Source organism: Streptomyces sp. NPDC051561, from assembly GCF_044454195.1.
Classification (GTDB): domain Bacteria; phylum Actinomycetota; class Actinomycetes; order Streptomycetales; family Streptomycetaceae; genus Streptomyces.
Window position 1 is genome coordinate 1 of record NZ_JBITDM010000019.1, and the last position, 18,502, is coordinate 18,502.

Sequence of the window (18,502 nt, forward strand, 5' to 3'; positions counted from 1 at the left end):
GTTTCCGAAGAAACGGGGTATCAACATATTTGGCGTTGACTTTTGGCACGCTGTTGAGTTCTCAAGGAACGGACGCTTCCTTTGTACTCACCCTCTCGGGCTTTCCTCCGGACGTTTCGTTCGGTATTCGTTTCATTCGGTACTGCGTGTTTCCAACCTTACCAGATCATTTCCGCGCCGTTTCCGGTGTGGAATTGAATTCCGGTGGCCGTTTGGAAGGCCTTGCCTTTCGGCGTGTTCACTACTTTAGCGGCTTTTCCCGGTGACTCATAATCGAGTCGGAGAGAATGAATTCAGGCATGCCGAAATTCAGACCCGTCAGGGAAGTCGTAGTAGTGGTTGGCCGCTCCGGGGGCTGCTCGGTTCGGTCCGACGGACCGTTCCGACAGCAGTGCCCGTTTCAAGCGGCTCGGGCTACGTTAGGCGGGCGGCCGGGCCGCGTCAAGTTGCGCGTTTACGAGGCTTGTGGGCGCGGTAGGGGCTGACCGTGGGGTCGCCGGCGACCCAGAAGCGCCAGGGGTGAACCGCTCCTTCGCCGCCCACTCCGGTGCGGGGGCCGTTCTGCCGCTGGTCAGTGGGGGCTGGGGCGCCACGCAGTACGGAGAGTGGGGAGTCCTCGCCCGCGCAGAGGTCGGTGCCGTCCAGGGCGCGGGTGATGTCCAGGCCGGTGGCCAGGCGGGCCGGGCCTTTGGCCAGTTCATTGTCCTTCCGGGCCGAAAGTCGACGTTTGCGGACAAGGTCGGCCCCCTTGGTGACCTCGCCTGCGCGGAGCAGCACACCGCTTGCTGTGCCCTCGGGACCGCACACCAGGTTGAGGCTGAACCACATCCCGTAGATGAAGTAGACGTAGGCATGGCCGGGCGGGCCGAACATCGAGGCGTTGCGGGCGGTCTTGCCGCGGTAGGCGTGCGAGCCCGGGTCGCGCTCGCCGTCGTACGCCTCGACCTCGGTGATGCGGAGCTCGATCGGGCCCTCGGGGGTGCGATGGACCAGAGTGCGGCCCAGCAGATCGGGAGCCACGTCGAGTACGGGGCGTGCGAAGAAGTCGCGGGTGAGCGGCGTACGGTCTGGGGTCGTCTCGATCATGCCCGCCGAGGGTAGTGGACTCCGGCGGTGGGGGCTCGTTGCGCGGGTAGGTGCGGAACCGGGCGCCCTGGTTGAGCGTTTGTACAGGTCAAGAACGTCGAGTTGGGGAGAACCATGGGATTCAAGAAGCTGCTGGCGAGCATGGGTGCGGGTGGGGCGTCCGTGGAGACGGAGCTCACCGAGGTCAATGTGGTGCCCGGTGGTGTGGTGCAGGGAGAGGTGCGGATCCAGGGTGGGTCGGTGGCTCAGCAGATCGAGGGGTTGTCGGTCGGACTTCAGGCGCGGGTGGAAGTGGAGGGTGGGGAACAGGAGGTCAAGCAGGACATCGAGTTCACCAAGGTCAAGCTCGGTGGGGCCTTCGAGGTGCAGGCGGGGGCGGTGCACGTGGTGCCGTTCGGGCTGGACATTCCCTGGGAGACGCCGGTCACCAGCATCGCCGGGCAGCAGCTGCGGGGGATGGACATCGGGGTGACCACGGAGCTGGAGATCGCCCGGGCGGTGGACTCCGGGGACCTGGACCCGATCAATGTGCACCCGTTGCCTGCGCAGCAGGCGATTCTGGATGCCTTCGTGCACCTGGGCTTCCGGTTCAAGAGTGCGGACATGGAGCGTGGGCACATCCGTGGGACCCGGCAGAGGCTGCCGTTCTACCAGGAGATCGAGTTCCTGCCGCCGCAGCAGTACCGGGGGCTGAACCAGGTCGAGCTGACGTTCATCGCGGACGACCGGGAGATGGACGTGATCCTGGAGATGGACCGGAAGGGCGGGATGTTCAGTGAGAGCAGCGACTCCTACCGAGCCTTCCAGGTGGGGCTGAACGACTTCCGGGAGACGGACTGGGCGGGGTACCTCAACCAGTGGCTGGCGCAGGTGGGCGGGCAGCGGAACTGGCTCTAGGGTCGAGGACGCGGGGGTGCCGACAAGTGTTGACGAGCAGGAAGGTGCTGATGTGACCGTGTCCGACAAGAGGCCGCCGCTGCCTCATGACTTCCACCCCCCGGTGCCGTCGTTCACCGTGCTGAGCGACGACGTCGCCGAAGGCGCCGTACTGAAGGACGCACAGGTCTATGCCGAGGGGAACACTTCGCCGCAGTTGCGGTGGGAGGGGTTCCCGGCGGAGACCAGGAGCTTCGCCGTGACGTGCTTCGATCCGGATGCGCCGACCGGGAGCGGGTTCTGGCACTGGACCGTCTTCGACATTCCGGTGTCGGTGACGGAGCTGCCCGCAGGGGCCGGGAGCGGCAAGTTCGAGGGGCTGCCCGAGGGTGCGCTGCAGGCGCGCAATGACTACGGGACGCAGGACTTCGGCGGTGCCGCTCCCCCGGCCGGCGAGCGGCACCGATATGTCTTCACCGTGTACGCGGTGGACACCGAGACGCTGGGGATCGACGCGGCCACGCCACCGGCTGCGGTCGGGTTCAACCTGCGGTTCCACACGCTCGGTCGTGCGCAGCTCGTAGCCCAGTACGAGGCTCCGGCCGAGGGCTGAGCGACGTAGAGAAAGATTCACTGGGTATTTGCCCGCTCCAGGTCTTGAAAGAGATCAGGAGCGGGCAGTTTTTGTGTGGGGGGTGTGGCGGCTCCCTGGTGGGGCCGACCGTTAATGCGTTGTCCATTCGGGCGCGTCCCGCCAGAGTTGATCCAAGCCCGCCAAGGGGTGGGCCGGCACACGGAGGGTGGGCGGGATGCGTGACACGCTTGTTCTGAACGCGAGCTTCGAACCACTGTCGACGGTGACTTTGAACCGTGCGGTGGTGCTTGTCCTGACGGACAAGGCCGTGGTCGAGAAGGCTCATCCGGCGCTGCGCATGCGCGGTGCCGCCGTCGATCTTCCGGTGCCGATGGTGATCCGCCTGAGCAGGTACGTACGGGTGCCGTTCCGAAGACAAGCTCCGTGGTCGAGGCGGGGCGTGCTGATACGGGACCAACACCGGTGCGCGTACTGCGGGAAGCGGGCGACGACCGTGGACCATGTGGTGCCGCGGTCGCGTGGTGGCGCCGACAGCTGGTTGAACACGGTGGCTTCGTGTGCCGAGGACAATCACCGGAAGGCGGACCGGACGCCGGAGAAGGCGGGGATGCCGTTGCTGTTCCAGCCTTTCGTGCCCACGCCGGCCGATGCGATGCTGCTGTCGCTGAGGGGTGCGGAGTGGGATGCGCTGCCGGACTGGTTGGCGGAGGCCGCCGCGTAGTCCGGTGGGAGGAAGAGGAAGCCCGTCTCGTGGTGGAGGCGGGCTTCTTTGTGTCCCGGGGCAGACCGATTCGTACCGTACGAGGGCTTATTTGAGCAGGAGTTGGGCGATCGCGATCAGGCCGACCGCGACGATCACTCCGCGCAGGACCGTCGGGGGCAGACGGCGGCCGATCTTGGCGCCGACCTGGCCGCCGAGGGCTGAGCCGACGGCGATCAGCAGGACGGCCGTCCAGTCGATCTCGGCGACGAAGACGAAGAAGACGGCGGCGACTCCGTTGACGACGGCGCCGAGGATGTTCTTGACGCCGTTGATGCGCTGGAGGGAGTCGTTGAGGAGGAGGCCCATGAGGGAGAGGTAGAGGACTCCCTGGGCGGCGCCGAAGTAGCCGCCGTACGCGCTGGCGATCAGCAGGCCGAGGAGGAGGACCGGGCCGCCGTCGGGATGCGGGCCCGCCGTGTCGCCGTTCTGCTCGCGGCGGCGCTTGAGGGCGGCGGAGAGTTTCGGCTGGAGGACGACCAGGATCAGGGCCAGCCCGATCAGGACCGGGACGATCATGTCGAAGGCCGAGGACGGCAGGGCCAGCAGAAGGACCGCGCCGATCAGGCCGCCGACCAGGGCGGTCAGACCCAGGCGCAGGATGCGCGAGCGCTGGCCGACGAGTTCCTTGCGGTAGCCGATGGCGCCGCTGATGGAACCGGGGACCAGACCGATGGTGTTGGAGACGTTGGCGACGACGGGCGGCAGGCCGGTCGCGAGAAGCACCGGAAAGGTGATGAGGGTGCCGGAGCCGACGATGGTGTTGATGGTGCCCGCGCCGATGCCCGCGGCGAAGACGGCGAGCATCTCCCAGATGGTCATGCGGTGCCCCTCCGAGCGGTGGTCACTTCTTGCTGTGTGAAGTGATCATGCCGGAGGGGCAGCTGGGTCAGTCGATGGGGGGCTGCTCGCGGCGTTCCCTGCCGCCACCGGAGCCTCCGGAATTCCCGGAGTTGCCCGAATTGCCGGAGCCTCCGCCGCCCATCGGGCCGAAGTTGCCCATCGCGCCGGAGAGGCCCTTGAGCGCGTCGCCGATCTCGCTGGGCACGATCCAGAGCTTGTTGGCGTCGCCCTCAGCGATCTTCGGGAGCATCTGGAGGTACTGGTAGGCGAGCAGCTTCTGGTCGGCGTCGCCCGCGTGGATGGACTCGAAGACCGTACGGATGGCCTGGGCCTCGCCCTCGGCGCGCAGCGCGGCGGCCTTGGCCTCACCTTCGGCGCGCAGGATCGCGGACTGCTTGTCGCCCTCCGCGGTGAGGATGGCGGACTGCCGGGTGCCCTCGGCCTGGAGAATCGCGGCGCGCTTGTCGCGGTCGGCGCGCATCTGCTTCTCCATCGAGTCCTGGATGGAGGTCGGCGGCTCGATCGCCTTGAGCTCGACGCGGTTGACGCGGATGCCCCACTTGCCGGTTGCCTCGTCGAGGACGCCGCGCAGGGCCGCGTTGATCTCCTCGCGGGAGGTCAGGGTCCGCTCCAGGTCCATGCCACCGATGATGTTTCGCAGGGTGGTGACGGTGAGCTGCTCGATGGCCTGGATGTAGCTGGCGACCTCGTAGGTCGCGGCGCGGGCGTCGGTCACCTGGTAGTAGATGACGGTGTCGATGTTGACCACCAGGTTGTCCTGGGTGATCACCGGCTGGGGCGGGAACGGCACGACCTGTTCACGGAGGTCGATCCGGTTGCGGATCGAGTCGATGAACGGGACGACGATGTTCAGGCCCGCGTTGAGCGTGCGGGTGTAGCGGCCGAAGCGCTCGACGATGGCGGCGCTGGCCTGCGGGATGACCTGGATCGTCTTGATCAGGGCGATGAAGACCAGCACCACCAGAATGATCAGGACGATGATGATCGATGACATCGCTTCCCCGTGCCCTTCGTGTTTCTCGGTCCTGTTGTGATGATCGAGATTGTCGTGATGATCGAGACTGTCAGATGGCGGCGAGGTGTGCGGGGTGTTCGCGCCACCCGGCTCCCTCGCGCGCAACCGCGGTTCGTCGGTGCGGTACTCACATGACCACGGCCGTGGCCCCGTCGATCTCGACCACGTCGACCTGCTGGCCCGGCTCGAAGGACTGGCCGGAATCGAGTGCGCGGGCGGACCAGACCTCGCCCGCCAGCTTGATCCGGCCTCCCCCGCTGCCGTCGACCCGCTCCAGAACGACCGCCTGGCGGCCCTTCAACGCATCGATGCCACTGGCCAGTTGGGGCCGTTGGCTGCGATGCCGGGCGGCGATGGGCCGTACCACCAGGATCAGCGCGACGGAGACGGCCGAAAACACCAGTACCTGGGTGACCAGAGAGCCACCCAGGTACGAGGTGAGTGCGCCCGCCAGCGCACCCACCGCCAGCATTCCCAGTTCGGGCATCGAGGTCACGACGAGCGCGATGCCGAGCACCGCCGCGCCGATCAGCCACCAGAGCCATGCATCCATGTCCACAACGGTCATGGTAGGGGCGGGGGGTCGGCGCGGACAGGGCGCAAAGGATGTACGTCCGGGCTCAGTTGACCCATCCGGACAACCGGAGCAACTGCTAGCTCATCGGAAGACCCTGTGCGGTGTAGCGGTCGCCGCGGTGCTCGACGACGAGCGGCAGGCCGAAGCAGAGCGAGAGGTTGCGGGACGTCAGCTCGGTCTCCATGGGGCCGGCGGCGAGGATCTTGCCCTGGCGGATCATGAGGACGTGGGTGAAGCCCGGTGCGATCTCCTCGACATGGTGGGTGACCATGATCATCGAGGGGGCGTACGGGTCTCGGGCCAGCCGGCCCAGGCGGCGGACCAGGTCCTCGCGGCCACCGAGGTCGAGACCGGCGGCGGGCTCGTCCAGGAGCAGCAGTTCGGGGTCGGTCATCATGGCGCGGGCGATCAGGGTGCGCTTGCGCTCTCCCTCGGAGAGGGTGCCGAACTTCCGCTCGACGTACTCGGTCATGCCGAGCCGGTCCAGGAAGGCGCGGGCGCGCTGCTCGTCGACCTCGTCGTAGTCCTCGTGCCAGGTGGCGGTCATGCCGTACGCGGCGGTGAGGACCGTCTGGAGCACGGTCTGGCGCTTGGGCATCTTCTCGGCCATCGCGATGCCGGCCATGCCGATGCGCGGGCGGAGGTCGAAGACGTCGACCTTGCCGAGCTGCTCGCCGAGGATGGTGGCGGAGCCGGAGGAGGGGAAGAGGTAGCTGGAGGCGATGTTCAGCAGGGTGGTCTTGCCGGCGCCGTTGGGGCCGAGGATGACCCAGCGTTCGCCTTCTTTCACCGACCAGGAGACGTCGTCCACCAGAGCCCGTCCGTCGCGGACCACGGATACGTCCACCAGCTCCAGTACATCGCTCATGAGCGCGTTGTCTCCCCATGCAGTATCGAAATGTCGCGTGTGCCTGTGGGCACAGCGCCCAGGGAAAACCTACGCCACCGGTCGGGCGGTCCTGCCCTTGGGATCGGGTACGAAGTGGGTTCATACCGGGCTCGGACAGCGGTGTGTACCGGAATCTAGGCTGTCTCCATGCTCACGGAACCACGTTCAGGAATGTTGGCGGCTTGGGGAAACGCCCTGTTGGGGGGATTCGCCTCGCCGGATGACGCGGCGGCCGCGATTGTCGGGGACGACGCGGTGCACCGGGTGACCGGGCTGCCGGGCTCGCCGGGGCCGGTGGGACTCACCATGGCGCTGGGGCGGCTGCGGGTGCTGGGGGCGACCGGTTTCCGGGTCGCGCTGCCTGCGCCGGGGCATCCGCTGGGGCTCAGCGGGCCGCCGGAGTTCAACGCGCGGGCGCTGGAGGCACAGGAGGCGGTGATCTGCACGGGCGCGGCGCTGGGGCTGGTGCCGGAGGTGACGGAGATCGGGCCTGCGGGGGATGTGCGGGTGGAAGTGGTCTGGGTGTGTTCGCCGGTACGGGAGGCTCCGCCGACGGATGTGCCGTCGCTCGGCGAGGCGGAGCGGGAGCTGGCGGAGGCGTTGCGGGAGGCGGTGGGGGTGCTGGGGCGGCTGGACGTGGCGGGGTCCGGGCCGGTGGCCACGGCGGCGATCGATGTGTACCGGGCTCGGGCGGAGGGGCCGGACGGGCGTGAGGTGCTGGCGCCCGGGTATCCGCCGCGGGCGGTGCGGGTGCTGGAGATGGCCCGGCGGGTGGGGCTGGTGGTGGAGCTGGCTCATGGGCACGGGCACGGAGGCGCGGTGAGTGCGTCGGAGATGTGGGCCCGGGGGGAGGCGTTGCGGCCGGTGGAGCGGGTGGCCAGGCGGGCGATGGTGGCGGCGTACGGGGCGGTGGTGGAGAGGGGGTGAGGGGGACCTGATTCCGGGGTGAGGGCTCGGGCGGTCTCCGGGGGGGAGTGAGGCTCGGGCGGCATCCCGGGTGGAGTCTCGGGCGGGGGTGGCGGGTTCGTCGTGGTGCAAGGGGAAAGCCCCGCAGCCGGGGCTGCGGGGCTTTCGGGTAATGCGGGGTATCAGCGAGATCAGTGGTTCAGCCCGGAGTTACCGAAGGCCGGGTTGAGCGCACCGATGACGTTGACCGTGTTGCCGACCACGTTCACCGGCACGTGCACCGGGACCTGGACCTGGTTGCCCGAGCCGACGCCCGGGGAGTTCTTGGCCATGCCTTCGGCCTCCGCGTCGGCGAACGCGGCGCCGGCGGAGGCGCCCGCAGCGAGACCGGCGACGGCGATGACCAGGGCGGTCTTCTTGGCGGTGTTCATAAGAAAAATTCCTCCTGCTGAGCGGAACGGCCCCAACCTCGGTGCCGCACGTGGAAAACGCCCGGGCCGACCCGAAGACACGGGCCGCAACACGGATGCCACCGTTCGAGTTAATAGGCAGACAATCGGCCCGACCGGCACCGCGGAAACCGCAGCACCGAATGACACCCGGAGCCCGGGTGGCACCGCGGGCCCCTGAGTGGCACCGCAGGACCTTGTGGCACCGCGGGACCCGGCACACGGAGCGGCCCCCGGCGGAGGCCGGGGGCCGTTCTCGGAACGCGACCGCGAGGGCCGGTCAGACGTTGGCGCCGTGGTTCCCGAAGGCCGGGTTGAGGGCACCGATGACGGAGACGGTGTTGCCGACCACGTTCACCGGGACGTGCACGGGGGCCTGGACCAGGTTGCCGGAGCCGACGCCCGGGGACTGGACGGCCTTGCCGTTGGCCTCGGCACCGCTGTGACCGGTGGCGGAGGCGGCACCGGCACCGGCGGCGACGAGCCCACCGGCGACCAGGGTGAGGGCGGCAGCCTTCTTCAGGTTCTTCACTTCAGGTTCCTCCTAGCAATGGCCGCGGCCAGCCGCCGCAGCACGCCATGGAGAACGGCTCCGGGCCAATCGGGTTGCGCCATTGGGAGTACTTACACACGACGGTATGAATCTCAGACCGGAGGGAGACGGTCCGGTTCTGTCCGGGGCAGGCTCCCGTTCAGTCCGTCATGCCATGTCGGACGGCCCAGAGCGCGGCCTGGGTGCGGTCCGCGAGGTCCAGTTTCATCAGGATGTTGGAAACGTGGGTCTTGACGGTCTTCTCCGAGAGGACCAGGGCGCGGGCGATCTCCCGGTTCGAGCGGCCGTCCGCGATGAGGGCGAGGACCTCGCGCTCGCGGTCGGTCAGGTTGGTGCTGCGGCCCTGTCCGCCCTGCGGGTCCTGGGCGAGCAGGGCCCCGGCGACTTCCGGCTGGAGGAGTACGTGGCCGGCGTGGACCGAGCGGATGGCGCCTGCCAGGGCGTCCGGGTCGACGTCCTTGTAGACGTAGCCGGAGGCGCCTGCGCGCAGGGCGGGGACCACGGTGCGCTGCTCGGTGAAGCTGGTGACGATCAGCACCCGTGCCGGGTTGGCGAGTTCACGGAGCTTGCGCAGGGCCTCGATGCCGTCGGTGCCGGGCATCTTGATGTCCATCAGTACGACGTCGGGGCGCAGCGACTCGGCCCGGGCGACGCCCTCGGCGCCGTCCCCTGCCTCGCCGACGACCTCTATGTCGTCCTGGATCTCCAGGAAGGTGCGCAGTCCACGGCGTACTACCTGGTGGTCGTCGACCAGCAGGACGCGGATGCGGGGCTTCGCCGTGCGGGACGGGGCGGGCGGGGCGGGCTCAGGCACCGGGGGCCTCCATGGTGATCGTGGTGCCCTTGCCGGGCGCCGATTGAACGGTGAGCGTGCCGCCGATACCGCTCGCCCGGTCGCGCATGGACACCAGGCCGAGGTGGCGGCCCGCCCGACGTACATCCGCCGGTTCGAAACCTGAGCCGTCGTCGGCCACGGTGAGCCGGACCGAGTCGTCCCGCTTCTCCAGTACGACGTCGACGCGGGCGGCGCCGGAGTGGCGCAGGGCGTTGTGCAGGGCCTCCTGGGAGACGCGCAGGAACGCTTCCTCCTGGGCGGACGGGAGGGCCTTCACTCCGCGGCTGTCGAAGACCACATGGGCGCTGTGGGCGCGGTCCAGTACCTGGATCTGGGTGCGGAGGGTGGCGACGAGTCCGTCCTCGTCGAGTCCGGCGGGGCGCAGTTCGACGACAGCGGCGCGCAGTTCGTCGGCGGCTTCGGCGGCGAGGGCGGCGACCTGGTGGAGTTCGTCCTTGGCGCGGGCCGGGTCGCGGTCGACGAGGGCGGCGGCGGCCTGGGCGGTGAGGCGCAGCGAGAAGAGCTTCTGGCTGACGGCGTCGTGGAGCTCGTGGGCGAGGCGGGAGCGTTCCTCGGCGATGGTGAGTTCGCGGCTGCGCTCGTAGAGGCGGGCGTTGGTGAGGGCGATGGCGGCGTGCTGGGCCAGGATCGTGAGGAGTTCCTCGTCGGCGGCGGTGAAACCGCAGCCGCCCTCGGGCTTGGGGCAGCGCTTGTTGGCCAGGAAGAGGGCGCCGATGACCTCGTCGCCGTCGCGGATGGGCAGGCCCAGGAAGTCGGACATGTCGGGGTGTGCGTCCGGCCAGCCCTCGAAGCGGGGGTCCTTGGTGACGTCGGCGAGGCGCTCGGTCTCGTTGCCGTGCAGCATCGCGGCGAGGATGCCGTGCTGGCGGGGCAGCGGGCCGATGGCCTTCCACTGGTCCTCGCTGACGCCGTCGACGACGAACTGGGCGAAGCCGCCGTGGTCGTCGGGGACGCCGAGCGCCGCGTACTCGGCGCCGAGCAGCTCGCGGGCTGAGGCGACGATCGTCTTGAGGACGTCGCGGACCTCCAGGTGCCGGCTCATGGCGAGGAGGGCGGTGCTGACGGCGACGAGGCCGGTGTGCGTGAGCCCGGGGGGTGGGGGTGGCTCCGCCGGGTTCCGCGTTGCTGCCGTCCGGTCGTCCGGGACGGTTCGAGGCCTGGTCATGCGGTCACCGTACCGGCGGGGGCGGGCGGGGACATCGGGCCCGGGGACCCGGGCGGACGGTACCGATGACCTAGGCCGAAAGGCGGGAGGGGCGGGGCTCCGAGGGCAGGCAGATGAACCACCGAGCGTTTGCGGAGGTGACTTTGGGTGAGGTTGTTACGTGGTTGATGTGAGGCCCGGCATAGGGCGTAGGTCACTTACGAAGCTGCGTAGTCGAGGCATAAAGGGGGTGTGAGCGGGTCGTGCGTGGGTATGCGGCGTGATCGCGCCACCCCGGTTCCACTATCGGGCTTCGTACGTCACACCTTTGCTTCGGGATTTTGCGGCCGCTAACAATGGCTGCCGTCGCGGACTCCGCGGCGTCTTCCCGTCCGAGAGGTCTCTCTGCATGTCCACCACCCCTGGCCATAGTCGCCTGACCAAGTCCCACCGGATTTCGATCGCCGGTGTCGCCGCGCTCGGCGCCGCCTCTCTCGCGCTGACCCTGCTGCCCGGCGGCGGTTCCGCCGAGGCCGAGGGCTCGGACATCAAGACGGTCGGCATGGTCGCCTCCCAGGGCAGCAGCACCGCACAGGTGAGCATCGCCGAGCAGCACGCCGCCGCCGACAAGCGGGTCAAGGACGCCGCCGCCGCCAAGGCGAAGGCTCAGGCCGAGGCCAAGGCGAAGGCCGACGCGGCCGCCAAGAAGGCCAAGGCCGAGGCGGACGCGAAGAAGCGCGCCAAGGAGCAGGCCGCGAGCCGTGCCGCCGCGCGCAAGCCGGTGTTCGCGAACAACCTCGACGGCTGGATCCGCGAGTCGCTGCACGTGATGAAGGCGAAGGGCATCCCCGGTTCGTACGACGGGCTGCACCGCAACATCATCCGCGAGTCCACCGGCAACCCCCGCGCCACCAACGGCTGGGACGTCAACGCCCAGAACGGCACCCCGTCGATCGGCCTGCTCCAGGTCATCCAGCCGACGTTCAACGCCTACCACGTGGCCGGCACCCCGCACGACATCTACGACCCGGTCTCCAACATCACCGCCGCGGCCAACTACGCCGCCGACCGGTACGGCTCCATCGACAACGTCAACGGCGCCTACTGAGACACCGGCTCCGCGCCGCACTCAGGCCGGGCACGAGGCCGGGCACCGACGCCGAGCACGAAGAAGGGCGGCACCCCCACCGGGGTGCCGCCCTTCTTCGTGTGCGCTACCGAGTCACTTGCGCATGACCTCGGGCTCGTGCCGGCGCAGCAGGCGCGCGACGGCGAAGCCGCAGATCACGCCGAGGGCCAGCAGGATCGCCATGTTGATGCCCCACTGGCCGGCCGTGTGCTCCCAGAGCGGGTCCAGGTCGGTGGGGTTCTTCTGGTCCCACGGCGGCATCAGGTGGCCGAGGTCCAGCGTGGTGCCGGCGGCGCCGATCGCCCAGCGGGACGGCATCAGCCAGGCGAACTGCTCCAGGCCGACCTGGCCGAACACCTTGAAGAGGATGCCGGTGAACACGACCTGGACGATCGCGAACATGACCAGCAGCGGCATGGTCTTCTCGGAGGTCTTCACCAGCGAGGAGATGACCAGGCCGAACATCATCGAGGTGAAGCCGAGCGCGATGACGGCGACGCAGATCTCGACGGCCGGCGGCATGACCAGACCCTCCGCCGGGAGGTCCCGGGTGGAGAAGCCGATGGCGCAGATGATGACGCCCTGGAAGGCCGTGATCACGCCGAGCACGATCACCTTGGACATCAGGTACGCGGAGCGGGAGAGGCCGGTGGCCCGTTCTCGCTCGTAGATGACCCGTTCCTTGATCAGTTCCCGGACCGAGTTCGCGGCGCCGGAGAAGCACATGCCGACCGCGAGGATCAGCATGATGGTGCCCGCGTCGCCGTTGAACTTGGACGGCGGCTTGGGCGGGCCGAGCCCGAAGTCGGCCGGGATGACGACGCTGACCAGGCCGAGTACGGCGGGCAGGATCACCATCAGGCCGAGGAAGCCCTTGTCGGAGGCGATGACCGCGACGTACCGCTTGATCAGTGTGATCAGCTGCGCGAGCCAGCCCTGCGGCTTCGGCGGGCGCATCTGCTGCGGCGGCGGCATGTGTACGGACTGCGCGGCGACGGCGTCGATGTCCGCGGCGTACATCTGGTAGTGCTGCGAACCGCGCCAGCGGCCCGCCCAGTCGTAGTCGCGGTAGTTCTCGAAGGCGGAGAAGACGTCGGCCCAGGTGCTGTAGCCGAAGAAGTTGAGCGCTTCCTCCGGCGGACCGAAGTAGGCGACCGAACCGCCGGGCGCCATCACCAGGAGCTTGTCGCAGATGGCGAGCTCGGCGACCGAGTGCGTGACGACGAGGACCGTGCGGCCGTCGTCGGCGAGGCCGCGCAGCAGCTGCATGACGTCGCGGTCCATGCCCGGGTCGAGGCCCGAGGTCGGCTCGTCGAGGAAGATCAGCGAGGGCTTGGTCAGCAGTTCCAGGGCGACCGAGACGCGCTTGCGCTGGCCACCGGAGAGGGAGGTGACCTTCTTCTCCTTGTGGATGTCCAGCTTGAGCTCGCCGAGCACCTCGTTGATCCGCTGCTGGCGCTCGGCCTCGCTGGTGTCCGCGGGGAAGCGCAGCTTGGCGGCGTGCTTGAGGGCCGTCTTGACGGTCAGTTCCTTGTGCAGGATGTCGTCCTGCGGGACCAGACCGATGCGCTGGCGCAGCTCGGCGAACTGCTTGTAGAGGTTCCGGTTGTCGTAGAGGACGTCGCCCTTGTTGGCGGGCCGGTAGCCGGTGAGCGCCTTGAGGAGGGTCGACTTTCCGGAGCCGGAGGGGCCGATGACCGCGATCAGGGACTTCTCGGGGACGCCGAAGGAGACGTCCTTCAGGATGTCCTTGCCGCCGTCGACCGTGACGGTCAGGTGGCGGGCGGAGAAGGAGACCTCACCGGTGTCGACGAACTCTTCGAGCCGGTCGCCGACGACGCGGAAGGTGGAGTGGCCGACGCCGACGATGTCGTTGGGGCCGAGGAGAGCCGTGCCCGACTTCTGCATCGGCTGGCCGTTGATGTACGTGCCGTTGTGCGAGCCGAGGTCGCGGATCTCCATGCGCCCGTCGGGCGTCGAGTGGAACTCGGCGTGCAGCCGGGAGACCTGGAGGTCGGAGACGACCAGTTCGTTCTCCAGGGCACGGCCGATGCGCATCACGCGGCCGAGTGCCATCTGGTGGAACGTGGTCGGGCTGCGGTCGCCGTAGACCGGCGGGGCCCCCGCGACGCCGCCGGACTGGCCGCCGCCCTGCGCGGGCACCTGGGCCTGACCGGCCGGCTTCTGCTGCCAGCTCGGCTGCTGCTGTCCCTGCTGGGACTGCTGGGACTGCTGAGGCTGCTGTCCCTGCTGGTGCCAGCTGGGCTGCTGCGCCTGCTGGGGCGGCGGTGCCTGCTGGGCCTGCTGCTGCCAGCCTGCCTGCGGGGACTGGGCCGCCGCCTGCTGGTGCGAGGGCTGCGGCTGCTGTGCCTGCTGCGGTACCGCGCCCGAGCCGGAGCCCGCGCCGGTGAGGATCAGCTGCGGACCATCGGTGGCATTGCCCAGGTGTACGTCGGAACCCGGGCCGATCTCCGTGTGATGGATGCGCTGGCCCTGCACATACGTGCCGTTGGTGCTGCCGTGGTCTTCGATCACCCAGCTCCGGCCGCCCCAGCTGATCGAGGCGTGCCGCCAGGACACCCTGGCGTCGTCTATGACCACGTCACCCTGGGGATCGCGACCAAGGGTGTACGACCTGGACGCGTCGAGCGCCCAGGTCCTGCCGTTCAATTCCAGTACGAGTTCCTGCACTCCATGCCCCACTAGTTGTCCCCCGTAGTTACGCCCGTCACCGGGAGTCTAGGGATGGTGAACATCGTGGGGAACTATTTCAGGCTCCGGCTCGAATACGAAAGTCGGGCCATGTGAAGAGGGGGTGCGCGTGGCCGCTGCGCGCCCGTTGACTCAGCCGAAACACCCTCGGAGAGTAGTAAGCGCCCATGAGTGCGCATGTCTGCGTACGGATCATGCGCGAGCTGGGCAACTGGGATGTACCGGTACAGATCGGGTGGCCAGATGGATGCGAACGGCCGGGTCGGTGTGCGGTGGGGCGATGCCCTGCTGGCCTCAATTGCCGCTGTGAGCTGGGCTTTGGCGGGGATGGCGGGCACAGCCGCGTTAGGCCTGCACCTCTTGGGGGCGGATGCGGCGGGGGCATTACCGGCGCTGACGGCAGCCGTGGTCGTCCTGGCGGTGGGCGGCTCCGTCACCCCCACCGGAAACGTCTCGGCCTTTGGGATAGAGGGCGCCGCGGCGCGAACGGCCGTCGATATTGCGCCACTTGGGGTGGGTCTGGTCGGCGCGCTGCTGCTCGCGTTCTTCTTCCTGCGCTCCCTGAAGAGCGCAGGAAAGGAGATTCCGGGCAGCGAACTGGCGGTGCGCGCGGGGTCGGTGGTGGTGCTGTTCCTCGTCACTCTGGGTGGTCTCGCATGGGCGGGTCACGACGTCATCACGATTGACGGCGCGAAGCTCGGACTCGACAGAATTCCCGGAAACGATCTCCCTGGCGGCATCGGTGACAAACTCCCCGACGCGATCGGCGGGCTGCTGCCGGACCGGCTCTCGGATCTGGTGGATGCGAAGGCGACGGTCGGGTTCGGTGTGAATACCGGGCCCTCGCTGCTCGGCGGCGCGGTGTGGGTGATCGGCGTCCTGCTGATCGCGCTGCTCGCCTCCCGGCGTACGCCACTGCCGCGGGGCTGGGACGCGGCACACCGGGTGCTCAGGCCGGCCGCGTCCGCACTGGTCACGGTGTTGCTGGTGGCGGTGCTGGCCGGGCTGGTGGCGGCGTTGTACGCGGCGATCGGCGACGAGCAGCCTGGCCGGATCGTCGGGGCGGCGCTGCTCGGGGCGCCGAACGGGGTGTGGCTGGCGATCCCGCTGGGCCTCTTCGTCCCGTGGAACGGCCATGCCACCGGCCAGCTGGTCAACGTCCTCCCCTCCCCCTTCGACGCACTGCTGTCGGGGGCGGACAACCGCCCGCTGTCGGTGCCCAGGCTCGCCGAACTCGACGGGCGGGTCTGGCTGCTGGCCGTCGCCGTCGTGGTGATGATCCTGTACGCCGGTGTGCTCGCGGCCTCGCGGACGCCGCGCGAGGACCTGTCGGTGGCGGGGTACGCCGGCCAGTGCGCGGTGGCGCTGGGGGCGGTGACGGGGGTGGGGTTGCCGCTCCTGGTGTGGCTGACGGGGGTGTCGGCGGACGCGTCGCTCTCGGTGCTGGGCTTCGATGCCTTCGGGGCCGGGATCTCGCTGAGCGGGAATGTGGCGATGGCACTGCTGCTCGGGGTGGTGTGGGGTGCGGCGGCCGGGGCGCTGGGCGCGGTGCTGGCGTGCGCCTCGGGAGCGGCGGGCCGGCGGGCGGCGGTGCTGGCGCGGGGTGGGGTGCCGGGGAGGGGGGACCGGACGTATCCGGATCTGGCGTACGTACCGGGGCCCTACACCCCGTCGCCCCGGTACGGGGGTTCGGCCCAGGAGCAGGCGAATCCGTATTTGCGGGAGGTGGGGGACGAAGGGCGGTACGGACGGGGGGAGTACGGGACCGGGGCGGGACCCGGGTCCGGGTCAGGTGCCAGGCAGGGACCTCGTGCGGGACAGGGCCCCGGTGCGGGACAGGGCTTCGGGGCGGGCGGGCACGGTCCCGGTCCCGGGCGGAGTGCCGAGCCGACGCCTCCGCCTGCCGGGTCGCTGGGTCCCGTACCGCATCGGAAGACGAAGGACGGGCGGCACGCGGCGCCGACCATCTCGGGCATGCCGTCGCCCCCTGCGCCGCCGGGGCGGCCGGGGCCCCGGTTCACCAAGGGCAAGGCGTCACCTCCGGACGAGGAGGGCCCGCCGCCGCCCGGGGCGCCGGGGCGGGGGCGGCGGTAGGCCGCGGCCCGGGCCTCCGGCGTCCGACGGGGGCCGCACGGGTGAGAGAGGTGTCTCTGTCCGGTGGGCGGGACGGCCCGCGACGCCGCATCGCCGGGCCGATACGGTGTGCACACCATGAGCGCATTGCCGAATACCGACGTCCCCACCCTTCTCGTCAAGATCTTCGGGAAGGACCGTCCCGGGATCACCGCCGGGCTCTTCGACACCCTCGCCGCCTACTCCGTCGACGTCGTCGACATCGAGCAGGTCGTCACCCGTGGCCGCATCGTCCTGTGCGCGCTCGTCACCGAGCCGACCGTCGCCGCGGCCGGTGAGCTGAGGGCGACCGTGCACAGCTGGGCGGACTCCCTCAAGCTCCAGGCCGAGATCATCTCCGGCACGGGCGACAACCGGCCGCGTGGCAGCGGCCGTTCGCACGTCACCGTGCTCGGCCACCCGCTGACCGCGGAGTGCACGGCGGCCATAGCGGCCAGGATCACCGACACCGGCGGAAACATCGACCGTATCTTCCGTCTCGCCAAGTACCCGGTCACCGCGGTGGAGTTCGCGGTCTCCGGCGTGGACACCGAGCCGCTGCGCACCGCACTCGCCACCGAGGCCGCCGAGATCGGCGTGGATGTGGCCGTGGTGTCGGCGGGGCTGCACCGCCGGGCCCAGCGTCTGGTGGTGATGGATGTGGACTCGACGCTGATTCAGGACGAGGTGATCGAGCTGTTCGCCGCGCACGCCGGGTGCGAGGCGGAGGTCGCCGCCGTCACCGAGCAGGCGATGCGCGGGGAGCTGGACTTCGAGCAGTCGCTGCACGCCCGCGTCGCCCTGCTGAAGGGGCTGGACGCGGAGGTGGTGGAGAAGGTCCGCGCCGAGGTGCGGATGACGCCGGGTGCGCGGACCCTCGTACGTACCCTCAAGCGGCTCGGTTACCAAGTGGGCGTCGTCTCCGGGGGCTTCACCCAGGTCACCGACGCGCTCCAGGACGAGCTCCAGCTCGACTTCGCGTCCGCCAACACCCTGGAGATCGTCGACGGGAAGCTCACCGGCCGGGTGACCGGCGAGATCGTGGACCGGGCGGGCAAGGCGCGGCTGCTGCGCCGGTTCGCCGCGGAAGCCGGGGTTCCGCTCGACCAGACGGTGGCGATCGGCGACGGCGCGAACGACCTCGACATGCTCAACACGGCAGGTCTGGGCGTCGCGTTCAACGCCAAGCCGGTGGTCAGGCAGGCCGCCGACACCGCGGTCAACGTGCCGTTCCTGGACACCGTCCTCTACCTCCTGGGGATCACCCGCGAAGAGGTCGAGGCCGCCGACGGGGACGTCATCCACCTGCACTGAACAGCACGCACACGAGAGCACGCGCGCAGGAAAGAGGGCCCCGGGGAGCATCCGCTCCCCGGGGCCCTGCCCTTGCTTCGGGGGAGGTACGTCCCTCAGTCGTGCGGCGCCCAGTAGTCCGTGAGCCGGCCCACCCCGTGCTCGACCGACTTCCAGCTGCCGGTGAACTCGATGACGGCGTACGTCGCGGTGGGGAAGCCGCTCTTGGTCATCCGGGCCAGCGCGTCCGGGTCGGCCTTGCCCGCGAGGGCGTCGGCGACCGCGTGCATGCCCGGGTTGTGGCCGATGACCAGGAGGTTCTCGGTCTCGTCGGAGACCTCGTTGAACAGGGCGAGGATTTCGCCGAGGGAGGCCTCGTACAACCGGTCCTCGTAGACCGTTTTGGGCCGCTGCGGCATCTCCTGGACCGCCAGCTTCCAGGTTTCCCTGGTCCTGGTGGCGGTCGAGCACAGTGCCAGGTCGAAGGTGATGCCGGTGTCGGCCAGTTTCCGGCCCGCGGTGGCCGCGTCCCTCCGGCCCCGGTCCGCGAGCGGCCGGTCGTGGTCGGACACCTGCGGCCAGTCGGCTTTGGCGTGCCGGAGAAGGACGATCCTGCGGGGTGTATCGACGCTCATGCACCCCAGCTTCGCACGAAATGCGCATCGGGGCCCGGGGTGTTGGCGCCT

At 69.4% G+C, this 18,502-nt stretch carries 19 protein-coding genes; 8 read left to right on the top strand and 11 right to left on the bottom strand.

The window, feature by feature from the left end; genetic code table 11:
* Positions 1–266: hypothetical protein (locus tag ACIA73_RS31250; RefSeq protein WP_399442221.1), on the top strand; the 266-nt coding region annotated here is incomplete at its 5' end.
* Positions 267–441: 175 nt separating this feature from the next.
* On the opposite strand, the gene ACIA73_RS31255 is transcribed toward ACIA73_RS31250, so the two are convergent.
* Positions 442–1,086 carry a DNA-3-methyladenine glycosylase gene (locus ACIA73_RS31255; RefSeq protein WP_399442222.1) on the bottom strand — a complete coding sequence of 215 codons (645 nt, stop codon included), beginning with the start codon at positions 1,084–1,086 and terminating at the stop codon, positions 442–444.
* A 114-nt stretch (positions 1,087–1,200) separates the two neighbouring features.
* Between ACIA73_RS31255 and ACIA73_RS31260 the strand changes: the two genes are divergently transcribed.
* From ACIA73_RS31260 to ACIA73_RS31270, 3 genes are all read left to right on the top strand, one after another.
* Positions 1,201–1,983, top strand: a complete 783-nt coding sequence (locus tag ACIA73_RS31260; RefSeq protein ID WP_399442223.1) for a sporulation protein — start codon at positions 1,201–1,203, stop codon at positions 1,981–1,983.
* Positions 1,984–2,041: 58 nt separating this feature from the next.
* Positions 2,042–2,575, top strand: coding sequence for a YbhB/YbcL family Raf kinase inhibitor-like protein (locus tag ACIA73_RS31265; protein ID WP_399442224.1), 534 nt, complete (start codon positions 2,042–2,044; stop codon positions 2,573–2,575).
* A gap of 196 nt (positions 2,576–2,771) precedes the next feature.
* Complete coding sequence (locus ACIA73_RS31270; RefSeq protein WP_399442225.1) at positions 2,772–3,278, top strand: HNH endonuclease; 507 nt, start codon at positions 2,772–2,774, stop codon at positions 3,276–3,278.
* An 87-nt stretch (positions 3,279–3,365) separates the two neighbouring features.
* Here the strand turns inward: ACIA73_RS31270 and ACIA73_RS31275 are convergent, their stop codons facing one another.
* The 4 genes from ACIA73_RS31275 to ACIA73_RS31290 all read right to left on the bottom strand — a co-directional run bounded on the left by ACIA73_RS31275 (position 3,366) and on the right by ACIA73_RS31290 (position 6,641).
* Positions 3,366–4,139 carry a sulfite exporter TauE/SafE family protein gene (locus tag ACIA73_RS31275; RefSeq protein ID WP_399442226.1) on the bottom strand — a complete coding sequence of 258 codons (774 nt, stop codon included), beginning with the start codon at positions 4,137–4,139 and terminating at the stop codon, positions 3,366–3,368.
* 67 nt (positions 4,140–4,206) lie between these two features.
* Complete coding sequence (locus ACIA73_RS31280; RefSeq protein WP_399442227.1) at positions 4,207–5,175, bottom strand: SPFH domain-containing protein; 969 nt, start codon at positions 5,173–5,175, stop codon at positions 4,207–4,209.
* Between the two features lie 148 nt (positions 5,176–5,323).
* A complete protein-coding gene (locus ACIA73_RS31285; RefSeq protein ID WP_399442228.1) occupies positions 5,324–5,764 on the bottom strand; it encodes an NfeD family protein in 441 nt (146 codons plus the stop codon).
* Between the two features lie 85 nt (positions 5,765–5,849).
* Complete coding sequence (locus ACIA73_RS31290; protein WP_399442229.1) at positions 5,850–6,641, bottom strand: ABC transporter ATP-binding protein; 792 nt, start codon at positions 6,639–6,641, stop codon at positions 5,850–5,852.
* 168 nt (positions 6,642–6,809) lie between these two features.
* On the opposite strand from ACIA73_RS31290, the gene ACIA73_RS31295 reads away from it, so the two are divergent.
* Positions 6,810–7,589: a hypothetical protein gene (locus ACIA73_RS31295; RefSeq protein ID WP_399442231.1), complete on the top strand. Its 780-nt coding sequence runs from the start codon at positions 6,810–6,812 to the stop codon at positions 7,587–7,589.
* A 170-nt stretch (positions 7,590–7,759) separates the two neighbouring features.
* On the opposite strand, the gene ACIA73_RS31300 is transcribed toward ACIA73_RS31295, so the two are convergent.
* The 4 genes from ACIA73_RS31300 to ACIA73_RS31315 all read right to left on the bottom strand — a co-directional run bounded on the left by ACIA73_RS31300 (position 7,760) and on the right by ACIA73_RS31315 (position 10,468).
* Positions 7,760–7,999, bottom strand: coding sequence for a chaplin family protein (locus ACIA73_RS31300; RefSeq protein WP_399442232.1), 240 nt, complete (start codon positions 7,997–7,999; stop codon positions 7,760–7,762).
* A 298-nt stretch (positions 8,000–8,297) separates the two neighbouring features.
* A complete protein-coding gene (locus ACIA73_RS31305; protein ID WP_399442233.1) occupies positions 8,298–8,549 on the bottom strand; it encodes a chaplin in 252 nt (83 codons plus the stop codon).
* A gap of 160 nt (positions 8,550–8,709) precedes the next feature.
* A complete protein-coding gene (locus ACIA73_RS31310; protein WP_399442234.1) occupies positions 8,710–9,384 on the bottom strand; it encodes a response regulator in 675 nt (224 codons plus the stop codon).
* Positions 9,377–10,468, bottom strand: a complete 1,092-nt coding sequence (locus tag ACIA73_RS31315) for a GAF domain-containing sensor histidine kinase (protein WP_399442377.1) — start codon at positions 10,466–10,468, stop codon at positions 9,377–9,379. The genes ACIA73_RS31310 and ACIA73_RS31315 overlap by 8 nt, the downstream gene beginning before the upstream one ends.
* A 511-nt stretch (positions 10,469–10,979) precedes the next feature.
* Here ACIA73_RS31315 and ACIA73_RS31320 point away from each other — a divergent pair.
* Positions 10,980–11,678 carry a transglycosylase SLT domain-containing protein gene (locus tag ACIA73_RS31320; RefSeq protein WP_399442235.1) on the top strand — a complete coding sequence of 233 codons (699 nt, stop codon included), beginning with the start codon at positions 10,980–10,982 and terminating at the stop codon, positions 11,676–11,678.
* Positions 11,679–11,792: 114 nt separating this feature from the next.
* Here the strand turns inward: ACIA73_RS31320 and ACIA73_RS31325 are convergent, their stop codons facing one another.
* On the bottom strand, positions 11,793–14,390 hold the full coding sequence (locus tag ACIA73_RS31325) for an FHA domain-containing protein (protein WP_399442236.1): 2,598 nt from the start codon (positions 14,388–14,390) through the stop codon (positions 11,793–11,795).
* 264 nt (positions 14,391–14,654) lie between these two features.
* On the opposite strand from ACIA73_RS31325, the gene ACIA73_RS31330 reads away from it, so the two are divergent.
* Positions 14,655–16,505: a streptophobe family protein gene (locus ACIA73_RS31330; protein WP_399442237.1), complete on the top strand. Its 1,851-nt coding sequence runs from the start codon at positions 14,655–14,657 to the stop codon at positions 16,503–16,505.
* Positions 16,506–16,622: 117 nt separating this feature from the next.
* Positions 16,623–17,837 (top strand): phosphoserine phosphatase SerB, encoded by a 1,215-nt coding sequence (gene serB / locus ACIA73_RS31335; RefSeq protein WP_399442238.1) that lies wholly within the window; start codon positions 16,623–16,625, stop codon positions 17,835–17,837.
* A gap of 95 nt (positions 17,838–17,932) precedes the next feature.
* Here the strand turns inward: serB and ACIA73_RS31340 are convergent, their stop codons facing one another.
* Entirely contained in the window at positions 17,933–18,451 is a 519-nt protein-coding gene (locus tag ACIA73_RS31340; RefSeq protein WP_399442239.1) for a SixA phosphatase family protein, read from the bottom strand.
* Between the last annotated feature and the right edge of the window lie 51 nt (positions 18,452–18,502).